Consider the following 22,794-nt stretch of genomic DNA (forward strand, 5'->3'; position numbering starts at 1 on the left):
TGGCCGGTATGGTCGCCGCATGCCGCTCCGCCGCCGTCTCGAGTCGATCTCGGTCGCGGTCGCCGGCAATCGGGCCACTTGGGCAGCCGCGGGCATCAGCCGGCACGGGGTGATCCTGCGGCAGATCTACGACTCGGGACGCCCGTCGGGCACGACGCTGCTCTTCACCCGCGACCAGTGGGCCACGTTCCTCGACGAGGTGATCCACGCACGCCCGAGCGACAACGGCGCCGTGGTGGTACGGCACGGCGAGGAGGTCCACTCCTATCCTCACGGCGGCGAGTACGTCAGCCATTGGCATCTCGAGGGTGTCGAGACCGGCGGCACGCTGCACTTCCACGCCGACGACTGGGATGCTTTCCAACGCGCCGCGGCAGCCGGCGATCTCGTCGTACCTGCCGGACGAGCGCGAGACTTCTGGCCGGCGATCACGCTGCTGCTCGGCCTGTGTTTGTTGGCCGCCGGCCTAGTCGCCTGGCCGTTCGCCGGGGGACGGTGGGCCGCGCTCGGAGCAGCAGCGGCTGGCGCAGTCGTGGCAACCGGCCTCTACCGCCGGCTCATCTCCCAGGCTTGGCCACGCGAGGTCGAGCAACGGTATGCCGACCGCGACCGCCTCTGGGACAAGGCGTACTTCCTGGTGCCGGAAGCGGTCGCCCTGCTCGGCGTCGGCGTACCGGCACTGGCAGGAGTTGCAGTCGGACTCGCGACCGGCGACTGGCGCTGGACGGTGACCGGACTGGTCGTCGGTACGGCGCTCCCCGCCCTGGTGGTCCTCATCGCACTCGGCGTCGGCTCGGGCAGCCTGTCGGCGGGCCATCTGCTGCTCGGCGGTCTCCTGCTCGTCGGCGGCGTACCGACCGTTTTGCTCGGCTGGATGTGGTCAGCAGACGCCCGCTGGCTACTGATCGGCGGCGCCGCCATCGTCGCCCTCATCATCCTGGAACTACTTGCCGCCTCATCGTCCGTGCTTCGAGGCGATTGAAGTTCCGGCCGCTGCTCTTGGCAGCGGCCGGAAGGTTTCAGGCGGCGGTCCGTACCGCGGCGAGCGCGTTGCTCCAGCTGACCACCTGGTCGAGCATCGCATGTACCGCAGGCTCCTGGTACGCCGCCGGCGTGAACTCGCTGTAGTCCTTGAAGTCCGTGGCCAGTGACAGCGTGACCTGGTTGCGGACGTCAGCGACCTTCAGCTCCCCCATCACCAGCCGCAGGTGCTCGACCGCCCGCGCGCCGCCGACCGCGCCGTAGCTGACGAACCCGGCCGCCTTGTCGTTCCACTCCTTGAACAAGAAGTCGATGGCGTTCTTCAGCGCGCCGGACGTGGAGTGGTTGTACTCCGGCGTGACGAACACGAACCCGTCGAAGCCGTCGATCGTCTCGGCCCAGGCCAGCGTGTGCGGCTGCGTGTACTGCCCCATCGACGGCGGAATCGCCTCATCCAGATGCGGCAACGCGAAGTCCGCGATGTCGACCAACTCGAACTCGGCGTCACCACGCTGCTTGGCGATATCCAGCACCCACCGAGCCACCGCCTCACCGTTCCGGCCTGGCCGAGTACTACCAAGAATGATCGCGATCTTAGGCATGACAGTTCCTTAGGAGGGAAGGGAGCCCAAAGCTCTTTGATGATGCGTCACCAAAATACCCCACCAAGATGACACGTCAACCCAAAGTCCCGTACCGCAAGACGCCCAAAGGACACCGCTCAGCTCGCAGGATGGTTACGCCCTACGCGGGAGGCGGCACCAAGACGACTGCCGCCGCCGCGGCGTTCCGGCTACTCGGTGATATGTCAACAGAAGTCCGTATGATGGTTGAATGACGGATTCGCGGTGGCTGGACGCGCGGGAGGCGCGGCTGTGGCAGTCGTACCGTGACGCGTACCGCGAACTGATGCGTGCGCTGGAGACCCGGCTGATCACCAACTCAGGCCTGTCCGGTGCGGACTACGCGCTGCTGCACCCGCTGTCCGTCGCAGAGGACGGCGTACTGCGCACGCGCGACCTGGGCAAGTCCGTCGGCTGGGAGCGGAGCCGGCTGTCGCACCAGGTCAGCCGCATGGAGAAGCGCGGCCTCGTCTGCCGCGAGGAGTGCGTCTCCGACGCGCGCGGCTCGATGGTCCGCCTGACGGAGGTCGGCCGAAAGGCCATCGAGGCAGCCGCCCCCGACCACGTCGACGCAGTCCGCACCTACTTCTTCGACCACCTGAGCCGCGACGAGCAGGACCAACTAACCGCCGTCCTCGAGCGCATCGTAGGCACCATCCCCGCAGACCCCTGCACCACCTCTGACTGCGACGAGTAACCCCACCCCAGCCACGAGTGCACGGCGCCGGCCTGCACCGTGTGATCCGTCAGCAGATCCGCGACACATTTCTGTCAGCTGATGTGCGACAGGTTAGACGCCTGGCGACCAACTGAGGCGGCCGGCCAACGCACGGATCTGCCGATGAGCGGCTGCCCTTGGTGCGCCGAAACTCATCCGCGGCAGACGATGGCGTCGAGCTCGGGCGCTCACTAGCCTGGTCCGTCTCAATCCCAAAGGGGTGCGCCGTGAGCGAACGGATTACTAACGCTGAGCGCGGCATTCTTGGGTGGATCGATCGGGACATCACCGGTCCGATGGCTGACTTCAAGGATCCCCACCAAGAGTGGCGACGGTTGTTCTCGGAGTTCTACGGAACCTTCCTGCTGGTCCTGGCCGCTGCGGGCGGCGGGATGATGAGCCAGGCGTTCCCGAACACGATCTCCCGGACGGCGGCGGTCGTGGCGCCGGCGTTGACGGTAATGGGGATCATCTTGTTCATGGGCAAGGTGTCGGGTGCGCATCTGAACCCGGCGGTCAGCGTTGCCTTCTCGCTGCGGGGGGACTTCCCGTGGCGACGAGTGCCCGGCTACATCCTGGTGCAGCTCGCGGGCGCGACGGTGGCGGCGCTGTTCCTGCGTTGGGTTGTCGACGTCTCGGCGAGGTACGGCTCGAACTACCCCGCGGCCGATTACGACGCCTGGCAGGCGGCCGCCATGGAGGCGGTGCTCACCATGGGGTTGGTCAGCGTGATCCTGGGGACGGCTTCGGGCGCGCAGAACATCGGCGTCTTCGGAGCGCTCGGCGTGGGCGGCTACATCGCCTTGGCGGGGCTGTGGGGCAGCCCGATCAGTGGCGCGTCGATGAACCCGGCCCGGACGTTCGGACCGGACCTCGCAAGTACCACGTTCACCAACTACTGGGTCTACATCGTGGGCCCGCTGCTGGGAGCAGTGATCGCCGTCGGCCTCGCCTACGTGCTGCGCGGCCCCGGTGGCGGCAGGTCCGGCTCGGAGGCAGCCCAGGGCGACCTGGTCACCGAGGACCGAAGGGCAGACCAAGCCTGACGACTCAGGCCGATCACGGATTCACGTACCGCTCCCACGGAAAGGTGGCCGATGCCTGCGCACGACAAGTCCCATGCGTTCGACCACATCGTCGTGGTGCTGTTCGAAAACCGGTCCCTGGACAACGTGCTCGGGCACCTGTACGGCCCGAGGACGGCAAGGTCTTCGACGGCGTGAATCGGTAGGAACCTCAGCAATCCCATTCCTGAGTGGGCCGAGCACGGCGCCGATCGCAAGACGGTGCCCTACACGGTCGCCACCGACATGGACTCACCGAACCCGGACTCGGGCGAGGAGTACTACCACACCAACACCCAGCTCTATGACACCCTCGACGACCACAACCGGTTCAAGATCGGGGAAGCGGTCACGGAGCCCTGGAACGCGCCACCGCCCGGCGCGACACCGACCATGGACGGGTTCGTGACCGACTACATCTCCACCTTCGCCGACGAGGTCGGCCGCCAGCCGACCTACGACGAGTACGCCCACATCATGAGAGCCGTATCCCTCAGCCTGAGGACTGACATGAATCGCCCTCTCATGCCGCTGTCCGCGCGCACTCATGCCGATGGGCGGGTGGTTCGTAGCGGCTAACCGGTTGCGATCTGGATGGCGGTCAGGATGCTCGACAGGCTGGCCGGGTGGGCCAGCTTCAAGTCTGCGAGATCGCGGGGCTGGAACCAGCGAAGGTCGTCGTGCTCCTCGGGTGCGGCGTTGACCGGCTCCCCATCCCAGCGCGTGACGAGGAACGCGTGCATGTCGAGGTTCGGGTCGCTGATCGTCATCGGGATGGGTACGGGGTCATGGACGCGGACCCCGAGTTCTTCGAGGCATTCCCGGCTGACGGCCTGGTGAGACGACTCGCCTGACTCGACATGTCCGCCGACGAGATCCCAGCAGTCGGGATACCGGAGACGCAATGGATGGCGATGCACCAGGAGCACGAGACCGTCGCGCACCAGTGCGGCGACTGAGATCGGAATCTGCGCAACCATGGCGGCACTCTAAGCGCGAGCGCACCCTCATGCCGCATCCGCGCCTCCGCACTGTCGCAGATCATCTGGCGGACGAATCTCGCGCACCTGTCGACGGAGACACACCGACCGGCATCGCATTTGGGGAAGTTCGCTGGCTATTCCAGGCCGGTTGTGGTCCCCAATTCAATCCAGCACGCCACCCCAGGCGGCCGGCAGCACTGCCGCCGCGGAGCGGTGTCCTTTGTCAGGGGGTGCGGGAAAGGGCGACTGCTAGGCCGATGGTGGTGGACATGATGAGGAGTTCGACTAGGGCCAGGCGGCGGAAGGCGGTGGGGTTGCCGGTGGCCAGGTCGGGGAGGGTGGTGCGGCGGTGCCACCAGCCGAGGGTGATGAGGATGGCGAAGGCGATGGCCTTGGCGAAGACGAGGGCGCCGTAGCCGGTGGTTACCCATTGGGTGATCAGGGCCCAGCCGTCTTCGCGGCCGCCTAGGTGGATTTCGGCGGTCAGGAGGCCGGTGATTCCTACTGTGATCGCGCAGATCAGGGCGAGGCGGCTGAAGCGTTCGACTGCGGTTCGTTCGCGGGCATAGCGCAGTACGCCGCCCAGGCCGCCGATCCAGGCGGTTGCTGCGAAGACGTGGAGTACCAGGGAAGTGGTCGCGAGAACTGACCAGAAGCTGGTGCGCTCGATGGCGCCGTGGCCGGTGAGCAGTGTTGGGGTGAGGGCGAGGGCGGTCAGGAGCAAGGTGAAGCGGGCACCCCGGATCGTTTGGCAGCCGCTGAGGATTACCGCGAGGATTGCCGTGAGTACGACGGTCACAGCGAGCGCCCGGACTTGGTCGAGTTCGCCCGCTGCCGAAGCGTGGTCGGCGAGGTGGGACAGCGGGATGCCGAGGATCACCGCCGCGGAGGTGAGCAGGCCGCCGATGCTCGCCACTGCCCAGATGCCCGCTGCAACAGCCGCATCCTGGCACGCCCGCAACCCCTGCCGACTGAGCTTCCCGTCAGTTGTTGTTGGTAGCAACAGTGTGGCGGTTAGGAGCGCGCCGGCTGTGGCTACTGCGGTGGCGTCGGCGGTGAAGCGGAGTAGGGGAACCGCCCAGGAGGCGGGGAGTCCGGCGCTGATCAGGCCGGCGGGTGGTTGTTGCGGAGCGCCGCCGGCGGCGAGTAGGGCGACGACCAATAATACGAGGCCGGCGGCAACCAATCCGCCGGCCAGGAGCCAGCGTCGGCCGTGCAGCCGGGTCATTGGGAGGCCGGGCGGCGGCGGACTATGACGACCGCCAGGGCGACCACGACCAGCATCACCAGGCACATCGCGACGATGGTGACCGTGTTCGAGTTGTCGTTGCCTGCGGCGGGCGTGGTTCCGGCCGGTTGGTCCGGCGGGTGGCCGGCGTGGGTGACGGTGAAGGAGGCGGTCACGGTGACCGGGTGGCCGTCGGCGGACACCACGCGGGCGTCGACCTGGTAGCGGCCGGCCTCGATCATCGCGCCGACCGGCTGAGTCACCTTGTTGTCGATCACCTGGACGTCACCGGAGGCGACGTTCTTGCCGCTGGGCGACTTCACCTGGACCTGCGTGCCGTTGCTGCCGACCGGTTCGCTGAACGTCAGCACGACCTGGGTCGGCGGCGCCGCCATCGAGGAGCCGTCGGCCGGGGTCATCGACTCGAGCTTGGCGTGCGCCGCCGCCACCCCGGTGGAGACCACCAGGGCGAGCAGCGACGCAACCAGGACTGCAATCAACCGGCGCACGATTACGACTGTGCCTTTCTGGCGTCCGTCGTACCAGCCTGTGCGGCCTTCCGCGGCCGCAACCCGAAAGCTAGGCCGAAGGCCAGACCGAGCAGGCCGACCAGCAGACCGGCGCCTCCAAGCCAACGCGCAACCGGGTCGGAGGAGTCGGCGGTAGTCGCCGCGACCGGTGCGATCGCGGCGGCCAGCTTGAGCGTGGGTGCCGGGCGCTCGGCTTCGGCGGCCTCGGCCCACTTGACGACCTCGCCGTCGCTGTAGGTCTGGTCGGCCGGGAAGCTCAGCGAGTCGACACCCTCCGGCAGCCGGCCGACGGACAGGGCGAACTCGTCGAAGTCGTTCGGCGGGATACCGGCGGTGGTGGCGGTCCAGGTGACGGTGGTGACCGCCTCGGACAGGGTGACGTCGCCGACCTTGACCGGTGTCGGCAGCTTCTCGGTCTTCTTCTCGACCTTCCACCCGTCCTTCACCTGCGCGCCGACGTGCGCGAACGGGCGATCCTTGGGCAGGGAGACGACGAGCTTGGTGGTACTGGTGTCGTCGGACTCGGTCGGGACCCGGAAAACCAGCTTGGCGTACCCGCCGGGCTTGGCGTCCGGCGACGACACCGTGACGTGGGCCGCTGCCGAGGTGGCGGCGCCGGCCAGGACGAGCGTTGAAGCCGCGGCGATCGCGGCGGCACGCAGGACGAACTTCTTGGGCATGAAAGGACCTTTCACGGTCACACGAGTTGCACCCGGCGCCCAGAAGCGCCGGATCAGGACGGAAGCAGAATCACTCGTGTGACCGGCGGTCCACGCCGGGAGACGTTCGCTGTCAGCCAGCGCTGCATGAGCCGAGGTGCCGTCAAAACAACAGATGCCACGGCGGCAGACCGCCGTACCGTGACCAAAGCAGGAAGCCGCGGCAGCAGGCGCGCGAAGATGCGTACGACGCGGTGCACCCAGCGATGGGCCTGGCTGACTGCCAGGACGCCCACCATGAGCGCGGCCAGGTGGGTCGCGGTCATGAACAGGCTGCCGCTGATCCCCCGGTGCATGTGCCCGGAGTGGGACGCGTCCAGCGTCACGTGGACGAAGAGCTGCACGCCAGACAGGACCAGCGCGGACAGCAAGCGTTCGCCGGCCAGGTACTCACCAAGCAGCCAGCAGACACCCATCAGCGCCAGCAACGGCGGGACCACGCCCAGCGGAACCGGGCCGCCACCTGCAAGCACATGCCCCGCCATCGCGACCACGACGCTGAGCGCCGCGACCACGGACGTCGTACTGCTCTCGGCGGGCAAGTCCAGTCCTGTCATCAGTGTGCTGCGACGAAGCGTAGTACGGCGTTCCGGAACGCGTCAGGCTCCTCCAAGTGCGTGAAGTGCCCGCTTGAAGCAAACACGACCAGCTCAGCTCCGGGAATCCCGTCCGCCAACTCGCGCGCCGAGTTCTCCGGCGTGATGAAGTCCGCAGCACCCACCAGCACCAGCGTCGGTACGGCGACCTCGCCGAGCCGCTCGCGAATGTCCCAGCGCTCCTCCTTCCGGTCCGGATCGACCGTGATGTCGATCGTGTCCACCCAGTCGGTGAGCCGGTGGACCGCCTCCCGGTCGTGGAAGTACATCGGCAGCAGCCGTAGAAAAGCGGCGAGATGCTCCTCACGTCCCGGCGGATCGTCGTGCCACGCCTGGACGATCTGCGCCGACAGCGGGTCTCCCGGCGGACGGCCGGCGACGAACGCCTCGATGTTGCGATACGCCTGGTCGAAGAGCTCGGGACCGTAGAACGCGGCCCCGCCGTACACAACGATTCCGGCCAACCGCGAAGGGAAGTCCAGCGCGGTCTGCAGGGCGACGAACGCGCCGTGCGAGTGACCGAGCAGGAACACCTTCTCCGAGCCGAGGTGGTCCATCAACCGTTCGACGAAGGACGCGTACCGCCCGATCGCGTAGTCGCCTCCGGGGAGCAGGTCCGAGTGACCGCTGCCCGGCGGCTCGACGTACACCGTCGTCAGGTGCGCCTCGAGCATCGGCAGCCGCAGGTATCGCCAGTCGAAGCCCGGACCGCCAGGGAACACCACGCACACCGGGCCAGCGCCATGGCGGTGGTAGGCCATCCGCACGCCGTCGATCGTCAGCTCGTGCACACGGCAATTATCCGCGGGTTGCCTCAGGCCCGCACCTGAGATGATGACCGGATGGACGTACCGGTGCTGGAGGTCGGGGGCAGCCACGTGACGGCAGCGGTCGTGACGGCGGACACCTGGGCCGTGAACGTGGTCGAACGCGCCGACCTGGAGTCCCAGAAGGCGGCCGAGGTCGTCCTGGACCAGCTCGCCGCGGCAGCACGGAAGTTGCCGTTGGCAAACGGTCTCGCGGTGGCGCTGCCCGGGCCGTTCGACTTCGCGACCGGCGTCGCCTGGTACCGCGGGCAGGGCAAGTTCGACAACCTCTACGGCTACAACGTCGGCGACCGCCTCCGCGACCTGCTGAACCTCGACCAGATCCTGTTCATGAACGACGCCGAGGCCTTCGCGGTCGGCGAGTGGACGGCCGGCGAGGTCCGCGGTCTGGAGCGCTGCGTCGGCGTCACCATCGGCACCGGCATCGGTACGGCGTTCCTCGCCGACGGCCACGTGGTCCGCGAGGGCGAGACCGTGCCGCCGGGTGGTGAGCTCTACAAGACGTCGTACGACGGCCGCCCGCTGGAGGACTCGATCTCCGCCCGGGCGATCCTGCGCGCGTACTTCGCCCGGACCGGCCGGGAGGAGCCGGAGATCGGGGTCAAGGAGATCGCCGAACGAGCGCGGGATGGCGCGGTCGATGCACGTGACGTGCTGCTCGAGTCCTTCGGCGTACTGGCTGCTGCTTTGACGCCTTGGCTGGAGCGGTTCGGGGTGACGAAGGTGGTGCTGGGCGGCTCGATCTCCGGGGCGTTCGACATCGTCTGCGAGGTGTTCGATTTCGAGGTCGCGGCGACCGAGGACACCGAGCAGTCCGCCCTGATCGGCGCCGCGGCGCACTACCTCCGCACGCGGTGAACTGTCGGCAGGGCTCGATACGGTCGGCGTCATGAAGATCGCTGCACCCCGGTTGCGTGCCCAGCTCGACCCCGCGTCCCTGACCCTGGACGACATCGACGACGAGACCCGGCTGCTCGATCTCTCGCTGGAGGACCTGGATCTGAGCGACGTGACCGCCGAGCACGTCGAGCTGAGCGGCTGCCGGCTGACCCGGGTCAAGCTGGCCGAGTCGGACCTGGACAAGCTGATCCTGGTCGACTCCGAGCTGTCCCAGTGCGACGTCGCGAACGCCCGCTGGGCGGACGCCGCGGTGACCCGGCTGGCGATCACCTCGTCCCGGCTGACCGGGTTCGCCGGACCGGGGATGAGCATCCAGCACGCCACCATCCGTGACAGCGTGCTGGACTTCGGCTCGTTCCGGTTCGCGAAGTTCGTCAAGGTCGAGTTCACCGACTGCCGGCTGCAGAACGCCGACTTCGTCTCCGCCGACCTGACCGGCACCGTCTTCCGCGGCTGCGACTTCACCGGGGCGGAGTTCTCCCAGGTCAAGGCGACCGGAGCGGTCTTCGTCGACTGCACCTGGGACACCGCCCGCGGCCTCACCTCCCTGACCGGCGCGACCGTCGCCGCCTCCTCCCCCATCGACACCCTCACCTTCACCAGCGCAGTCACCACCGCCACCGGCATCACCCTCACCCACCCGGATGAACTTGACCGAGCGTGAGCCTGCCCACGTGGGGGCTTGGGCGAGCGGAGCGCCCATTAGGGTGGGGCTGTGACTGACTCGACGATCATCTACACCCACACCGACGAGGCGCCCGCGCTGGCGACGTACTCGTTCCTCCCCGTGATCCAGGCGTACGCCGGTCAGGCCGGAGTCCGGGTGGAGACCCGGGACATCTCACTGGCCGGACGCATGCTCGCCGTCTTCGGTGAGTTCCTCCAGGACGGGCAGCGGATCCCGGACGCGCTGGCCGAGCTCGGCGACCTGGCCAAGACGCCGGCCGCGAACATCATCAAGCTGCCGAACATCTCCGCCTCGATCCCGCAGCTGAAGGCCGCGATCGCCGAGCTGCAGGGCCAGGGCTACGCGCTGCCGGAGTACCCGGACGAGCCGAAGACCGACGAGGAGCGCGACATCCGCGCCCGGTACGACAAGGTCAAGGGCTCCGCGGTGAACCCGGTGCTGCGCGAGGGCAACTCCGACCGCCGCGCGCCCGCCTCGGTGAAGAGCTACGCGAAGGCGCACCCGCACCGGATGGGCGCCTGGACCGCCGAGTCGAAGACCAACGTCGCGACCATGGGCCAGGACGACTTCCGCTCCACCGAGAAGTCCACCGTGATCGAGGCCGACGGCTCGCTGCGGATCGAGCTGGTCGGCGACGACGGCACCACGACCGTGCTGCGTGAGTCCGTCCCGGTGCTGGCCGATGAGGTCGTCGACGCGTCCGTCATGCACGTCGCGGCGCTGCGCGAGTTCCTGACCGCTCAGGTCGCCCGGGCCAAGGCCGAGGACGTGCTGTTCTCGGTGCACCTGAAGGCCACCATGATGAAGGTCTCCGACCCGATCGTCTTCGGCCACGTGGTCCGCGCCTTCTTCCCGAACACCTTCGCCCAGTACGGCGAGGTGCTCGCGAAGGCCGGCCTGACCCCGAACGACGGGCTCGGCGGCATCCTGAACGGGATCGCCGCGCTGCCGGAGGGCGCCGAGATCAAGGCCTCGTTCGACGCCGAGCTGGCCGACGGACCGGCGCTGGCGATGGTCGACTCCGACAAGGGCATCACCAACCTGCACGTGCCGTCCGACGTGATCGTGGACGCCTCGATGCCGGCCATGATCCGCACCTCCGGCCACATGTGGGGCCCGGACGGGCAGGAGCACGACACCCTCGCCGTACTGCCGGACAGCAGCTACGCCGGGATCTACCAGGTCGTCCTGGACGACTGCCGTGCGAACGGCGCGTTCGACCCGGCCACCATGGGCTCGGTGCCGAACGTCGGCCTGATGGCGCAGAAGGCCGAGGAGTACGGCTCGCACGACAAGACCTTCGAGATCCAGACCACCGGCACCGTCCGGCTGGTCGACGAGGCCGGCAACGCCGTCCTCGAGCAGGCCGTCTCGGCCGGCGACATCTTCCGCGCCTGCCAGACCAAGGACGCCCCGATCCAGGACTGGGTCAAGCTGGCCGTCAACCGGGCCCGCGCCACCGGCGACCCGGCGGTGTTCTGGCTGGACGAGACCCGCGCCCACGACGCGAACCTGATCAGCAAGGTCAAGGAGTACCTGTTCCACCACGACACCGAGGGCCTGGACATCCGGATCCTGGCGCCGGTGGACGCGATCAGGTTCTCGCTGGAGCGCATCCGTCGCGGCGAGAACACGATCTCGGTGACCGGCAACGTGCTCCGCGACTACCTGACCGACCTGTTCCCGATCCTCGAGCTCGGCACCAGCGCGAAGATGCTGTCGGTGGTCCCGCTGATGGCCGGCGGCGGCCTGTTCGAGACCGGGGCCGGCGGCTCGGCGCCGAAGCACGTGCAGCAGCTGGTCAAGGAGAACTACCTGCGCTGGGACAGCCTCGGTGAGTTCTTCGCGCTGGCCGCGAGCTTCGAGCACCTGGCCCAGGCGGCGGACAACGCCCGCGCGCAGATCCTCGCCGACACCCTGGACCGGGCCACCGCGACGTTCCTCGAGGAGGACAAGTCGCCGACCCGCCGGGTGGGCGGGATCGACAACCGCGGCAGCCACTTCTACCTGTCGCTGTACTGGGCCCAGGAGCTGGCCAAGCAGACCGACGACGCCGAGCTGGCCAAGGCGTTCGCCCCGCTCGCCGAGACCCTCGCGACGAACGAGCAGGCCATCGTCGACGAGCTGATCGCCGTCCAGGGCAGCCCGGTCGACCTCGGCGGCTACTACCAGCCCGACCCGGCCAAGGCCGCGGCCGCGATGCGCCCGTCGAAGACCTGGAACGACGCGCTCGCGTCGCTCTGACCTGACGCGGTCCTACGCCCGGTGACCGCCACGGTCACCGGGCGAGGTATTTCCGGACGTCGTCGGCGATCTGCGCCCGGTTGGCCATCCCGTACTTGCGCAGGATGGCGCTCAGGTGGGTCTTGACGGTGTTGAGGCTGATCCCCAGCTCGGCGGCGAGCTGATCGTTGTCCAGGCCGTCGACGAGCAGCACCGCGACGCCCTGCTGGGCCTTGGTCAGGCTCAGGTACCGGTGCTCCGGGCCCTCGTCGGTGTCCATCAGCATCTCGATCAGCTCGGACTGGATGTGCTCGGTGGCATCGACGATCCGGGTCAGGTAACTCTGCACCGCCGCGGTCGGCTCGGCGTCGTTCAGCGCCTCCACGGCGATCTCCCGGATCGACGCCACCCGGTGAGCCAGGTACTCCATCACGTGGTCGGACGTCAGCACGTTCGGCCCGACGTCGCCGGCCGGCAACCGCCGCAGCGCCTCCCGGTCCTCGCCCTCCCGGGTCAGCACCCGCTCGACCACACCGCACAACCACTCGAACGCCCGGATCGCGTTGTCGTCGTAGCTGTCCGCCGCGTAGCTCTGCATCGACAGCATCCCGAACAGCTGGTCCGGACCTTCCTTCACCGGCCGGAAGATCGGCACCGTCACCGCGTCCAGCGACCGACGCTTCACATCCCCGATCGGTACGCCGGCGTGCAGAGCGGCCCCGTTGTCGTAGGCGAAGCGGTACGTCTGCCGGCGCCGTACCAGCCACGCGGTCTGGCCGTTCGGCCCGTAGATGTGCGTGTCCGGGTCGACGTACTGGCCGTCGTCGTACCCGTAGGGATAGCGGACCCGGCTGTTGCCCTGCAGGAAGCCGACGAAGAAGGTGTCGACACGAGCGAACTTCCCGGCCACCACCCGGACATAGTCGTACAGCCCGTAGTGGTCGGTTCGGAACAGCGCTTCGATCTTGTGGTACGCCTCGCGCAGGATGATCGCGGTCTCGGCATCAACCCGCAGCGGGACGCCCTTGTCTCCTTCCACGACGGCGGCCCCCGATACTCTGCTGTATCGATCATTCGACTATGCCGCCGTCCTTCGGCTGTTGCCAAGGGCTAGCTCATCAGGCGGGACCAACTCTGCTGGTCGATCCAGATCGACGCGGGGTCGACGTACGGGCGGAGCAGTGCGCTCACCTCGGCGTCGTCGGATCCCTTCAACTGGTCGGAGGCGATCTTGCGCGCCACTCCGGCGAGGAAGTCGGCCACCTGGACGCGCGAGTCCGTGAAGGAGTCGACCTGTTCGAGTCCGGCGAACCCTGCGGCCGACCCGCGCAAGGTGAAGACGCGCTCGGGGGACAACGTGGTCTGCCGGTCGTGCGCGACCACTACTGGCCGGCCGCCCGCACCCCAGTACTCGACCGCCCGCACGATCGCGGGCAGCAACGGATCGAGCGGCGACACAACGTGGTCGCGGAACGTCGTCCGGAGAACGTCGTTGGCGGCCACCAGGAACTCTTCGGCTTCCGCAGTACGGCGGGCGGCGTCGTACAGGAACCGCGTCAGCTCCGGCCGGGCACCGAGCTCGGCGACGAGCCGTTCGGCCAGGAAGTACGTCTTGTCGACCAGGAAGACTCGCGCGTTGCCGAGCAGCGGACCGTCGTCGCCCAGCAGCCACAGCAACACTGCCCGATGCTTCGACCGGAGCAGATGGGTGGCCTTGTACATCGTCGCGGGCGAGCGGATCCGCCGTCGCAACTCGGCAACGCAGGCGGCCGCGTCCGCTTCGTCGATACAAACGCTCGCATGGGCGAATACGTGGGTCACGCCGCCGACGAGCTTCTCCCCTTCGTACCCGGACTCGTCACACGCGATCTCGAGCGCCGCCACCGGCTCGGCCCGCGCTGCATCGGTCACGCCCCGACTCTCTCACCAGCACCGGCGCACCGCACCCGAATACCGCGGGCACACAGCAGTCGCGGGTGGTGGGTCGAGTTCCCGAGTCGCCCTCCCAAGCCTCGGTCGAACTCCGCACCACCACCCGCGACCACGGTGTGGGACGCCTAGCTGTGAGCCCCGTGTCGCTCGATCCCACGCCCCCTGCGAGATCGGCGACCCTCCGCCAGTGTCGTGGGCGTCCTCCCCTCCACCCCGTTGACTACACAGTGCCACGGCCGTCACGGCCTGCCTATCGCCCTGGGCATGAGGGTGCTGTCCCCTCGATCTCACCCCGGGAATGAGACTCTCCGTAGTCGTTTACGCAACTGTCATAGCGTGGAAATCGCCGTCCGGCCGGGACGCCACTGTCACCAACTGGTGTCGAGGGGCTTGCCTTCGGTGTAGCCGGCGGCGGTCTGGATACCGACGACGGCGCGCTCGCGGAACTCCTCGAGGCTGGCGGCGCCGACGTACGTGCAGGAGCTGCGGATGCCGGAGACGATCGAGTCGAGCAGGTCCTCGACGCTCGGACGCTCGGGGTCGAGGTACATCCGCGCGGTCGAGATGCCTTCGCCGAAGAAGCTCTTCCGGGCCCGCTGGAACGGGGTGTCGTCCGCCGTCCGCGACCGCACCGCGCGCGCCGACGCCATCCCGAAGCTCTCCTTGTAGATCCGGCCGTCGTTGTCGCGGTGCGGGTCCCCCGGCGACTCGTACGTCCCGGCGAACCAGGACCCGATCATCACACTCGACGCCCCGGCTGCCAGAGCCAGCGCGACGTCCCGCGGATGCCGCACGCCGCCGTCCGCCCACACGTACTTACCGAGCTGACGAGCCCGCTCGGCACACTCCAGCACAGCGGAGAACTGCGGCCGGCCCACCGCCGTCTGCATCCGCGTCGTACACATCGCGCCCGGTCCGACGCCGACCTTGACGATGTCCGCACCGGCCGCGACCAGGTCGGTGACCCCCTCGGCGGTCACCACGTTCCCGGCGACGATCGGGACCTTGGGCTCGAGGGCGCGGACCAGCTTGACCACCTCGAGCATCCGCTCCTGGTGACCGTGCGCAGTGTCGATGACCAGTACGTCGACACCGACGTCCAGCAACGCCTTCGCCTTCTGCTCGGCGCCGCCGCTGATCCCGATCGCGGCCGCGATCCGGAGCTTCCCGTTGACGTCGACGGCCGGTTCGTACAGCGTCGCCCGCAGCGCGCGCTGCCGGGTGAGGATGCCCACGATGGTGCCGTCGGCGTCGACCACGGGCGCGAGCCGGTGACGGCCGTCGTGCAACAGGTCGAAGGCACGCTCCGGATCGATCCCGGCCGGCAGCGTCTGCAACTCGCGGGACATGATCCCGTCCAGCTGGGTGAAGCGGTCCACGCCGGCGCAGTCGGCCTCGGTCACCACGCCGACCGGCCGGCCGTCGTCGACCACGATCACCGCGTTGTGACCACGCTTCGGCAGCAGGTTCAGCGCCTCGCCGACCGTCCCGGTCGGCGGCAGCACCAGCGCGGTGTCGTGGACCGTGTTCCGTTCCTTGATCCACGCAACCACATCGGCGACCACATCCACCGGGATGTCCTGCGGGATCACCGCCAGCCCGCCGCAGCGGGCGATCGTCTCCGCCATCCGGCGCCCGGACACCGCGGTCATGTTGGCCGCCACGACCGGGATCGACGTACCGCTGCCGTCGCTCGTGGACAGGTCCACGTCCAGCCGCGACGTGACGCCGGACCGGTTCGGGACCAGGAAGACGTCACTGAACGTGAGATCCCCAGCAGGCTCTCGATCTAGGTGAAAGCGCATGGTGTGGCCCCTTCCCGATGGACGGCGTCACCATGGTGCCACGCAGTACCTGCGAAACCCGGGGGCCGACCATGAGCACGATCCTGGACCGGGTCGTCGAGCGCACCGTCCTCGACGACCACGACGGCCGCTCCGGCGCGCGCCTCGAACGCGTCCGGCTCGACGACGGCACCCCACTCGTCGTCAAGTACGCCGACCCGTCGACAGACCTCACGGTTGCGCTCACAGGCGGGATCGATCGCGAGCGGCTGCTGTGGACGTCCGGCGTCCTCGACCGACTCCCGCCCGGACTCGGCCACGCGATCGTCGAGGTGGCCGACCAGGACGGCACGACGGTCACCGTGATGCGCGACCTGGGCGACGCCGTACCGGGTTGGACACGCACGCTCACCACCGGTGAATGCGATCGCATCCTGACTGCTCTGACCGACCTGCACCGCGCCTTTCTTGGCGACGCTCATGCCGGCCTCTGCCCGTTGGAAACCCGGCTGACTCTGCTGTCCCCTCGGGTCGCCGGGTCCCGCCCCGGCGAACTGCCCCGCCTCATCGTCCGCGGCTGGGAATGCTTCGCCGACCTCGTCGACCCGTCGCTCGCCGAGGCCGTCTTCTCCCTCCACGACAACCCTGCCCCGTTGGCCAACGCCCTGCGCCGCAACGGCACCACCATGCTCCACGCCGACCTCTGGCCGGTGAACCTAGCCCTCCTCCCCAACGAGACCGTCTTCCTGGACTGGGCCCTGGCCACCGAAGGCCCACCAGCCCTAGACCTCGCAATCTTCCTCTCCGGCTCAGCCGCCCACATCACCCCAACCCGCGAGTCCCTCATCACCCGCTTCCGCTCCCTGAACCCTCACGTCACCGCAACCGACATCGACCTGGCCCTCCTAGCCGGCCTGGCAGACCTCGCCTGGAACAAGGCCCTAGACGCCACCGACCACAAAGACTCCCAAACCCGCACCCGAGCCGCCGCAGACCTCCACTGGTGGACAACCCAAGCCCGCCCCGCCCTCAACCACCTCTAGCCCGAGGCTCGGCTCAGCGCGGCAGCTTGGTGCCTCGGCGCCAGACGGATTCGATGGAGCGGGTTGTGGTGATGTCGGTGGTGGGGTCGCCTTCGGCGAGGAGTAGGTCGGCTTGGAGGCCCGGGTGGATGCGGCCTCGGTCGGGGAGGGCGAAGTGGTGTGCGGGGACGCTGGTTGCTGCTGCGAGTGCCTGTTCGTTGGTCAGGCCGGCCTGCACCAGCAACTCGAGCTCGCGGTGCATGCTCTCACCATGGAACGGCGCGAACGGCGTCGCATCCGTCCCCGCCAGCAGCGGCACACCCGCCTCGTGCAACGCCCGCGCAGTACGCGCGCCACCCTCCACGCCAGTCACCTCGAGGTAGACCAGCGTGCTCACCACAAACACCCCCTGCCGCCGGACCCGCTCAACCAGTCCAAGCTCACCGTCGACCCAAACATGCGCCAACCCGTCGACTCCCGCATCGAGCGCAATCTCCACCTCGCCTGCGGTCAACGCATGCGCGATCACCTTCAGCCCAGCACCATGCGCGGCCTCGACCAGCGCCGCGACCACCTCTGGCCCCAGCACCGGCAGGTCCGCGCCCTGGATCTCACCGTCATCGATCACCACCTTCAGATAGTCGGCCCCGTCCGCCACCCGCGCGTCCACGAACGCCTTCGCCTGCTCGACATTCGCCACCGTGTCGAACGGACCAACCGCATCGCTCTCCGGCAGCGCCGCCATCAACTGACTCGGATGTCCACCCGGCGCCGTCGCGAGCACACCCGCGCTTCGCAGGTCTGCCACATCGTTGCGCTCAGCAACCAGCTTCCGCTGCCGGGCCAGATTGCCCGGTAGGCAGAACATGTCGAGCTCGGTCGTCACCCCGAAACCGAGCGCCTGCTCCAGATTCCCGTCGAACACATGGGTATGCGCGTCGATCAGCCCCGGCAGCAGCGTCTTCCCGGCGCCGTCCACCTCGACGTCGACCGGTTGACCGTCGTACTCCGCGATCAGTTCGCCGTCGATGAGCACGTCGGCCCGGGGTGTGGTCCGCTCGCCGTCGAACACGCGGGCCGCACGGATCAGAGTTCGCATCATTGCCTCCTTGTGGATCAGTCCCACTCAAGAGGCCGGCCGCGGGTCCGGACGTGACGCGATGAGACCTGCGCCACATCGGGTCACATTCGGCGGTGCTTCGGCAGTCTTGGGTGCGTGACCGATTCCGCGACCGACGCGTACGTCGAGCACCGCGAACTGCTGTTCTCGATCGTCTACAACATGCTCGGCAGCGTCGCCGACACCGAGGACGTGCTGCAGGAGACCTGGTTGTCCTGGACTGCTGTCGATCGTCGCATTGTCGACAATCCACGCGCGTACTTGGTACGAATCGCGATCAACCAGGCGCTGACCCGCCGTACGACGCTCAGCCGCCGGCGGGAGACGTACGTCGGCCAGTGGCTGCCGGAACCCGTGGTCAGCGACGACCCGCTGATGCGCACCGAGTCGTCGTCGATGGCGTTGCTCGTCGTACTGGAGTCACTGAGTCCCGCCGAACGCGCGGTCTTCGTCCTGCACGAGGCATTCGGCTACCCGTACACCGAGATCGCCGACATGCTCGGTCGCGCGCCCGACGCGGTCCGCCAGCTCGCCCATCGGGCCCGCGAGCACGTCGCTGCGCGGCGCCCCCGCTATCGCGTCACCGCTCGCGTTCAGCAGAAGGCGACCGAACGCTTCATCGAAGCGACCCCTCGGCGGCGACCTGGAAGCCCTCTTGGACGTGCTGGCCCCCGACGTCACGCTGTGGACCGACGGTGGCGGCAAGGGTCCCGCCACCAGCTTGCTTCCCGTGCACGGCCGCGACACCGTCGCCGAACTGCTCGTCACTGTCGCCGCGAACGTCCCCGTCGACTCAACCGTTGCCTACCGCAACATCAACGGCGATCCGTCTGCCATCCTCTTCACCGGCGACTCACCGTTCGCCGTCATGGTCCTCGACGTCGACGGCTCGCAGGTCACCGGCGTCTACTCGATCACCAACCCGGACAAACTCACCCGGATCTGAAAAGGACCGGCTCCCCCGCAGCGCGAGGGAGCCGGTCCTTGGGGTGGTGCGGTGGGTCAGCGGAGGTCGAAGCGGTCGAGTTCCATGACCTTGGTCCAGGCGGCGGCGAAGTCCTCGGCGAACTTCTGCTTCGCGTCGTCGCTGGCGTAGACCTCGGCGACGGCGCGCAGCTCGGAGTTGGAGCCGAAGACCAGGTCCGCGCGAGTACCGGTCCACTTGACCTCACCCGACGCGTCGCGGGCCTCGAAGACCTCCTGGCTGTCGTCGACCGCGGTCCACTCCGTGCCCAGGTCCAGCAGGTTCACGAAGAAGTCGTTGGTCAGCGAGCCCGGGGAGTCGGTGAAGACGCCCAGCCTCGAGCCGTCGTAGTTCGCGCCCAGGACCCGCAGGCCGCCGACCAGGACGGTCAGCTCGGGCGCGCTCAGGGTGAGCAGGTTGGCCTTGTCGAGCAGCAGGTGCTCGGCCGGCAGCCGGTTGCCCTTGCCGTAGTAGTTCCGGAAACCGTCCGCGGCCGGCTCCAGCGCGGCGAAGGAGTCGACATCGGTCTGGTCCAGCGACGCGTCCACGCGACCCGGGGTGAAGCCGACCGAGACGTCGTACCCGGCGTTCCTGGCCGCCGCCTCGACACCCGCCGTACCGGCGAGCACGATCAGGTCGGCCAGCGAGACCTGCCTGCCACCCGCGGCATTGAACGACTTCTGGATGCCCTCCAGCGTGGTCAGCACGGTGGCCAGCTCGTCGGGGTTGTTGACCTCCCAGCCGTTCTGCGGCTCCAGCCGGATCCGGGCGCCGTTCGCGCCGCCGCGCTTGTCACTGCCGCGGAACGACGACGCCGCCGCCCACGCGGTCGAGACCAGCTGCGCGACCGACAGGCCCGACGCGGTGACCTGCGCCTTCAGCGCGTCGACGTCGGCGGCGTCGATGAGCTCGCCCTCGACCGCCGGCAGCGGGTCCTGCCAGATCAGCGTCTCGCCCGGGACCTCCGCGCCGAGGTAGCGCACGACCGGGCCCATGTCGCGGTGGGTCAACTTGAACCAGGCCCGGGCGAACGCGTCCGCGAACTGGTCCGGGTTGTCCTTGAAGCGCCGCGAGATCTCCTCGTAGATCGGGTCGAAGCGCAGCGACAGGTCGGTCGTCAGCATCGTCGGCTTCTGCTTCTTCGCGGTGTCGTAGGCGTCCGGGATGATCTGCTCGGAGTCCTTCGCCACCCACTGGTGCGCGCCGGCCGGGGACTTGGTCAGCTCCCACTCGTACCCGAACAGGATCTCGAAGAAGTCGTTGCTCCACCGGGTCGGCGTCGTGGTCCAGGTGACCTCGAGGCCGCTGGTGATCGCGTCCTTGCCCTTGCCGGTGCCGTAGGTGCTCTTCCAGCCCAGGCCCTGCGCCTCGATCGGCGCACCCTCCGGCTCCACCCCGACGTGGTCGGCCGGACCGGCGCCGTGGGTCTTGCCGAACGAGTGGCCGCCGGCGATCAGCGCGACGGTCTCCTCGTCGTTCATCGCCATCCGGGCGAACGTCTCGCGGATGTCGCGGGCCGCGGCGACCGGGTCCGGGTTGCCGTTCGGGCCCTCCGGGTTCACATAGATCAGACCCATCTGCACCGCGCCCAGCGGGCTTTCCAGCTCGCGGTCACCGCTGTAGCGCTCGTCGCCCAGCCAGGTCGTCTCCGGACCCCAGTACACGTCCTCGTCCGGCTCCCACACGTCCGCGCGGCCACCGGCGAACCCGAACGTCTCGAAACCCATCGTCTCCAGCGCCACGTTGCCGGTCAGGATCATCAGGTCGGCCCAGGAGATCTTCTGGCCGTACTTCTTCTTCACCGGCCACAGCAGCCGCCGGGCCTTGTCCAGGTTCCCGTTGTCCGGCCAGCTGTTCAGCGGCGCGAACCGCTGCTGGCCCGCGCCGGCGCCACCACGGCCGTCGCTGACCCGGTACGTGCCCGCACTGTGCCAGGCCATCCGGATCATGAACGGCCCGTAGTTCCCGAAATCGGCCGGCCACCAGTCCTGCGACGAGGTCAGCACCTCGGCGATGTCCGCCTTCACCGCGGCCAGGTCGAGGCTCTCGAACTCGGCCGCGTAGTCGAACCCCGCGCCGAGCGGGTTCGCCACCGCCGGGTTCTTCGCGAGGATCTTCAGGTTGAGCCGCTCCGGCCACCAGCCGCGGTTGCCACCGCCCTGGGTCGGGTGCGGTGCCCGGGTGGTGTGCGCGACCGGGCACTGGCCCTGGCTCTCCGTGGACGCTTCCGCCGGCAGCGGCGGGTGGTTCTCAGACATCGGATCCCTTCCAGACTGGACGTTTCGAGGAAGTCATGCACTACGTGCGGTCGAGCAGTCGGAGCACAGGCCCCAGTAGACGACCTCGGCCTCGTCGATGACGAACCCGTGGTCATCGGACGCGGTCAGGCACGGCGCATGCCCAACCGCACAGTCGACATCGGCGATCACGCCGCACGACCGGCAGACGACGTGATGATGGTTGTCCCCCACCCGCGACTCGTACCGCGCAACCAGCCCGTGCGGCTGAATCCGCCGTACCAACCCCGCCGCGGTCAACGTGTGCAACGAGTCGTACACCGCCTGGTGCGAGACCTCGGGAAGTTCGTTGCGCACGGCACCGATAATCGAGTCCGTGTCCGCGTGCGGATGCGCATGTACGGCGCCCAGCACAGCCAACCGCGGCCGGGTCACCCGCAGGGCAGCCCCCCGCAACAACCCCTGAAGCTCCTCACCTGACGGCACCCCCGCAGTCTGCCCCCTTTTCTGGAACCAGTCAAGATTAGCTTCCACGACACGTTGCCATGTCTGACCCACGCCAGCTCCTGCGTCGCGTGCTACGCCCGGCGCTCCCACCCACCCCTTTGCGCGCGGCTACCGCCGCTCATTCGACTGCCCCGCGGTCGCGCCGGACCGTGCTCACTACCCCGCAGCCGCTACGCCAGCTCCTTCGTCGCAGGCTCGCGGCTCGCTGCACCCCAGTCACCACACCACCGCTCGACGCTCCACTCCCAACGAGCACCCTGCTTGACTCGCGGTCTCGTCGTCGCCACCGCGAGCCCGGCTCCTTAAGGCTGAAAGAGTTTCCACTGGCCTTCGGAGACGACCTCTACCGTGCCGTTGACGACCTTGATGGCGGTGTCATCGTCGATCGCGTACGTCGGCGCCGGAATCCGTGCCGCCCACTTCTCAGCGTTGGCCAGCGAAGCATCAGGGTGGTCTTCGTGCTCGAAGTGCGGGATCACCCCGAAGTCGACGAGGCCCGTGCCCTGTCCCGTGACCAGGAGCCTGTCGATGTCCCCCTGGGGCGTGGCGAAGACGACCTCCTCCGACTTCAGCGGTCCATCGGTCCCGCGAGGCGGATCGACGTACGTCTCGACAAACGTGGAGGTTGCCGCGATGGCTCCCGCACTCACTCCCACGTAGACCGCCTCGGACCGCAGCGTCGGCAGCAGATCGGCCAACCCGGACCGCCGCATCCAGTTAGCGAGAAACAACGGGTCGCCGCCCCAGACCAGCAGTGCGTCAGCCTCCCGGACCGTTGGCACCCACGCGTCCTCATCGATGCTCGGCAGCACCGAGAGCTCCAAGATCCCCAACGACTTCCAGCCCAGCTGAGCCAACCGCGACGGCCCCTTACCGGAGAGCGCCCGCCACGCCGCGCCGGCTCCGCCGGGGAACGGATAGATGGCGGTCGGGATGAAGAGCGCGTTGGACTCCTCGATCGGCTTCCCCAGCAGATCAACCAGCGCCCCGCGAATGCTGCCGTTCTTGATCCCACCCGACGTAAGAAGAGCTCTCATTCTCCTACCTTCCCGAGTCTGTCGTCACAGCATCCAATCGAGCGACCGCTGGATCCACCCCATCACCATCTCCGGGTCACCGCGAAGGCCGAACTGACCTGAGCCATCCCG

General features: G+C 68.4%; 24 protein-coding genes and 1 pseudogene. 11 read left to right on the plus strand and 14 right to left on the minus strand.

What is annotated here, in order from left to right:
- Positions 1–19: 19 nt before the first annotated feature.
- The gene (locus ACIBL3_RS42715) at positions 20–982 is read left to right on the plus strand and encodes a hypothetical protein (RefSeq protein ID WP_396359732.1); all 963 of its coding nucleotides are present in this window, start codon (positions 20–22) and stop codon (positions 980–982) included.
- A gap of 37 nt (positions 983–1,019) precedes the next feature.
- On the opposite strand, the gene ACIBL3_RS42720 is transcribed toward ACIBL3_RS42715, so the two are convergent.
- Positions 1,020–1,583: an NADPH-dependent FMN reductase gene (locus tag ACIBL3_RS42720; RefSeq protein ID WP_396359733.1), complete on the minus strand. Its 564-nt coding sequence runs from the start codon at positions 1,581–1,583 to the stop codon at positions 1,020–1,022.
- A 232-nt stretch (positions 1,584–1,815) separates the two neighbouring features.
- Between ACIBL3_RS42720 and ACIBL3_RS42725 the strand changes: the two genes are divergently transcribed.
- The 4 genes from ACIBL3_RS42725 to ACIBL3_RS42740 all read left to right on the plus strand — a co-directional run bounded on the left by ACIBL3_RS42725 (position 1,816) and on the right by ACIBL3_RS42740 (position 3,965).
- A complete protein-coding gene (locus tag ACIBL3_RS42725; protein WP_396359734.1) occupies positions 1,816–2,301 on the plus strand; it encodes a MarR family winged helix-turn-helix transcriptional regulator in 486 nt (161 codons plus the stop codon).
- A 317-nt stretch (positions 2,302–2,618) separates the two neighbouring features.
- Positions 2,619–3,368 carry an MIP/aquaporin family protein gene (locus ACIBL3_RS42730; protein ID WP_396359735.1) on the plus strand — a complete coding sequence of 250 codons (750 nt, stop codon included), beginning with the start codon at positions 2,619–2,621 and terminating at the stop codon, positions 3,366–3,368.
- Between the two features lie 51 nt (positions 3,369–3,419).
- Entirely contained in the window at positions 3,420–3,545 is a 126-nt protein-coding gene (locus tag ACIBL3_RS42735; RefSeq protein WP_396359736.1) for a hypothetical protein, read from the plus strand.
- A gap of 87 nt (positions 3,546–3,632) precedes the next feature.
- Positions 3,633–3,965 carry a hypothetical protein gene (locus ACIBL3_RS42740; protein WP_396359737.1) on the plus strand — a complete coding sequence of 111 codons (333 nt, stop codon included), beginning with the start codon at positions 3,633–3,635 and terminating at the stop codon, positions 3,963–3,965.
- Here the strand turns inward: ACIBL3_RS42740 and ACIBL3_RS42745 are convergent.
- The 6 genes from ACIBL3_RS42745 to ACIBL3_RS42770 form a co-directional block, all read right to left on the minus strand.
- Positions 3,962–4,366 carry an NUDIX hydrolase gene (locus ACIBL3_RS42745; protein ID WP_396359738.1) on the minus strand — a complete coding sequence of 135 codons (405 nt, stop codon included), beginning with the start codon at positions 4,364–4,366 and terminating at the stop codon, positions 3,962–3,964. The genes ACIBL3_RS42740 and ACIBL3_RS42745 overlap by 4 nt on opposite strands.
- Before the next feature lie 226 nt (positions 4,367–4,592).
- Positions 4,593–5,597, minus strand: a complete 1,005-nt coding sequence (locus tag ACIBL3_RS42750; RefSeq protein WP_396359739.1) for a copper resistance D family protein — start codon at positions 5,595–5,597, stop codon at positions 4,593–4,595.
- Positions 5,594–6,106, minus strand: coding sequence for a copper resistance protein CopC (locus tag ACIBL3_RS42755; RefSeq protein WP_396359740.1), 513 nt, complete (start codon positions 6,104–6,106; stop codon positions 5,594–5,596). The genes ACIBL3_RS42750 and ACIBL3_RS42755 overlap by 4 nt, the downstream gene beginning before the upstream one ends.
- Before the next feature lie 2 nt (positions 6,107–6,108).
- Positions 6,109–6,807 carry a YcnI family protein gene (locus ACIBL3_RS42760; protein WP_396359741.1) on the minus strand — a complete coding sequence of 233 codons (699 nt, stop codon included), beginning with the start codon at positions 6,805–6,807 and terminating at the stop codon, positions 6,109–6,111.
- A 53-nt stretch (positions 6,808–6,860) separates the two neighbouring features.
- Positions 6,861–7,403 carry a hypothetical protein gene (locus ACIBL3_RS42765; protein WP_396359742.1) on the minus strand — a complete coding sequence of 181 codons (543 nt, stop codon included), beginning with the start codon at positions 7,401–7,403 and terminating at the stop codon, positions 6,861–6,863.
- On the minus strand, positions 7,403–8,233 hold the full coding sequence (locus tag ACIBL3_RS42770; protein ID WP_396359743.1) for an alpha/beta fold hydrolase: 831 nt from the start codon (positions 8,231–8,233) through the stop codon (positions 7,403–7,405). The genes ACIBL3_RS42765 and ACIBL3_RS42770 overlap by 1 nt, the downstream gene beginning before the upstream one ends.
- Positions 8,234–8,284: 51 nt before the next feature.
- Between ACIBL3_RS42770 and ACIBL3_RS42775 the strand changes: the two genes are divergently transcribed.
- From ACIBL3_RS42775 to ACIBL3_RS42785, 3 genes are read left to right on the plus strand one after another with little or no spacing between them, the layout of a single operon-like run.
- On the plus strand, positions 8,285–9,127 hold the full coding sequence (locus ACIBL3_RS42775) for an ROK family protein (protein ID WP_396359744.1): 843 nt from the start codon (positions 8,285–8,287) through the stop codon (positions 9,125–9,127).
- Positions 9,128–9,158: 31 nt separating this feature from the next.
- The gene (locus ACIBL3_RS42780; protein WP_396359745.1) at positions 9,159–9,833 is read left to right on the plus strand and encodes a pentapeptide repeat-containing protein; all 675 of its coding nucleotides are present in this window, start codon (positions 9,159–9,161) and stop codon (positions 9,831–9,833) included.
- Between the two features lie 51 nt (positions 9,834–9,884).
- On the plus strand, positions 9,885–12,101 hold the full coding sequence (locus tag ACIBL3_RS42785; protein WP_396359746.1) for an NADP-dependent isocitrate dehydrogenase: 2,217 nt from the start codon (positions 9,885–9,887) through the stop codon (positions 12,099–12,101).
- Between the two features lie 34 nt (positions 12,102–12,135).
- On the opposite strand, the gene ACIBL3_RS42790 is transcribed toward ACIBL3_RS42785, so the two are convergent.
- The 3 genes from ACIBL3_RS42790 to ACIBL3_RS42800 all read right to left on the minus strand — a co-directional run bounded on the left by ACIBL3_RS42790 (position 12,136) and on the right by ACIBL3_RS42800 (position 15,817).
- The gene (locus tag ACIBL3_RS42790; RefSeq protein WP_396359747.1) at positions 12,136–13,119 is read right to left on the minus strand and encodes a LuxR C-terminal-related transcriptional regulator; all 984 of its coding nucleotides are present in this window, start codon (positions 13,117–13,119) and stop codon (positions 12,136–12,138) included.
- A gap of 71 nt (positions 13,120–13,190) precedes the next feature.
- Positions 13,191–13,991, minus strand: a complete 801-nt coding sequence (locus tag ACIBL3_RS42795; protein WP_396359748.1) for a hypothetical protein — start codon at positions 13,989–13,991, stop codon at positions 13,191–13,193.
- Positions 13,992–14,380: 389 nt separating this feature from the next.
- Positions 14,381–15,817, minus strand: coding sequence for a GuaB1 family IMP dehydrogenase-related protein (locus tag ACIBL3_RS42800; protein WP_396359749.1), 1,437 nt, complete (start codon positions 15,815–15,817; stop codon positions 14,381–14,383).
- Positions 15,818–15,888: 71 nt separating this feature from the next.
- On the opposite strand from ACIBL3_RS42800, the gene ACIBL3_RS42805 reads away from it, so the two are divergent.
- Complete coding sequence (locus ACIBL3_RS42805; protein WP_396359750.1) at positions 15,889–16,839, plus strand: phosphotransferase; 951 nt, start codon at positions 15,889–15,891, stop codon at positions 16,837–16,839.
- Between the two features lie 13 nt (positions 16,840–16,852).
- Here the strand turns inward: ACIBL3_RS42805 and ACIBL3_RS42810 are convergent, their stop codons facing one another.
- Positions 16,853–17,917 (minus strand): amidohydrolase family protein, encoded by a 1,065-nt coding sequence (locus tag ACIBL3_RS42810; RefSeq protein WP_396359751.1) that lies wholly within the window; start codon positions 17,915–17,917, stop codon positions 16,853–16,855.
- Between the two features lie 183 nt (positions 17,918–18,100).
- Here ACIBL3_RS42810 and ACIBL3_RS42815 point away from each other — a divergent pair.
- Both ACIBL3_RS42815 and ACIBL3_RS42820 read left to right on the plus strand, forming a co-directional pair.
- Positions 18,101–18,433: pseudogene (locus tag ACIBL3_RS42815) on the plus strand (sigma factor); the annotation flags it as partial.
- A gap of 160 nt (positions 18,434–18,593) precedes the next feature.
- On the plus strand, positions 18,594–18,884 hold the full coding sequence (locus tag ACIBL3_RS42820; RefSeq protein WP_396359752.1) for a hypothetical protein: 291 nt from the start codon (positions 18,594–18,596) through the stop codon (positions 18,882–18,884).
- Positions 18,885–18,940: 56 nt separating this feature from the next.
- On the opposite strand, the gene katG is transcribed toward ACIBL3_RS42820, so the two are convergent.
- The 3 genes from katG to ACIBL3_RS42835 all read right to left on the minus strand — a co-directional run bounded on the left by katG (position 18,941) and on the right by ACIBL3_RS42835 (position 22,683).
- The gene (gene katG, locus ACIBL3_RS42825; protein WP_396359753.1) at positions 18,941–21,160 is read right to left on the minus strand and encodes a catalase/peroxidase HPI; all 2,220 of its coding nucleotides are present in this window, start codon (positions 21,158–21,160) and stop codon (positions 18,941–18,943) included.
- Positions 21,161–21,193: 33 nt separating this feature from the next.
- On the minus strand, positions 21,194–21,625 hold the full coding sequence (locus ACIBL3_RS42830; protein WP_396359754.1) for a Fur family transcriptional regulator: 432 nt from the start codon (positions 21,623–21,625) through the stop codon (positions 21,194–21,196).
- 323 nt (positions 21,626–21,948) lie between these two features.
- Positions 21,949–22,683, minus strand: coding sequence for a Type 1 glutamine amidotransferase-like domain-containing protein (locus tag ACIBL3_RS42835; protein WP_396359755.1), 735 nt, complete (start codon positions 22,681–22,683; stop codon positions 21,949–21,951).
- Positions 22,684–22,794: the final 111 nt, after the last annotated feature.

The sequence above is a fragment of the Kribbella sp. NPDC050124 genome, assembly GCF_044460355.1.
Taxonomy (GTDB): Bacteria; Actinomycetota; Actinomycetes; order Propionibacteriales; family Kribbellaceae; genus Kribbella.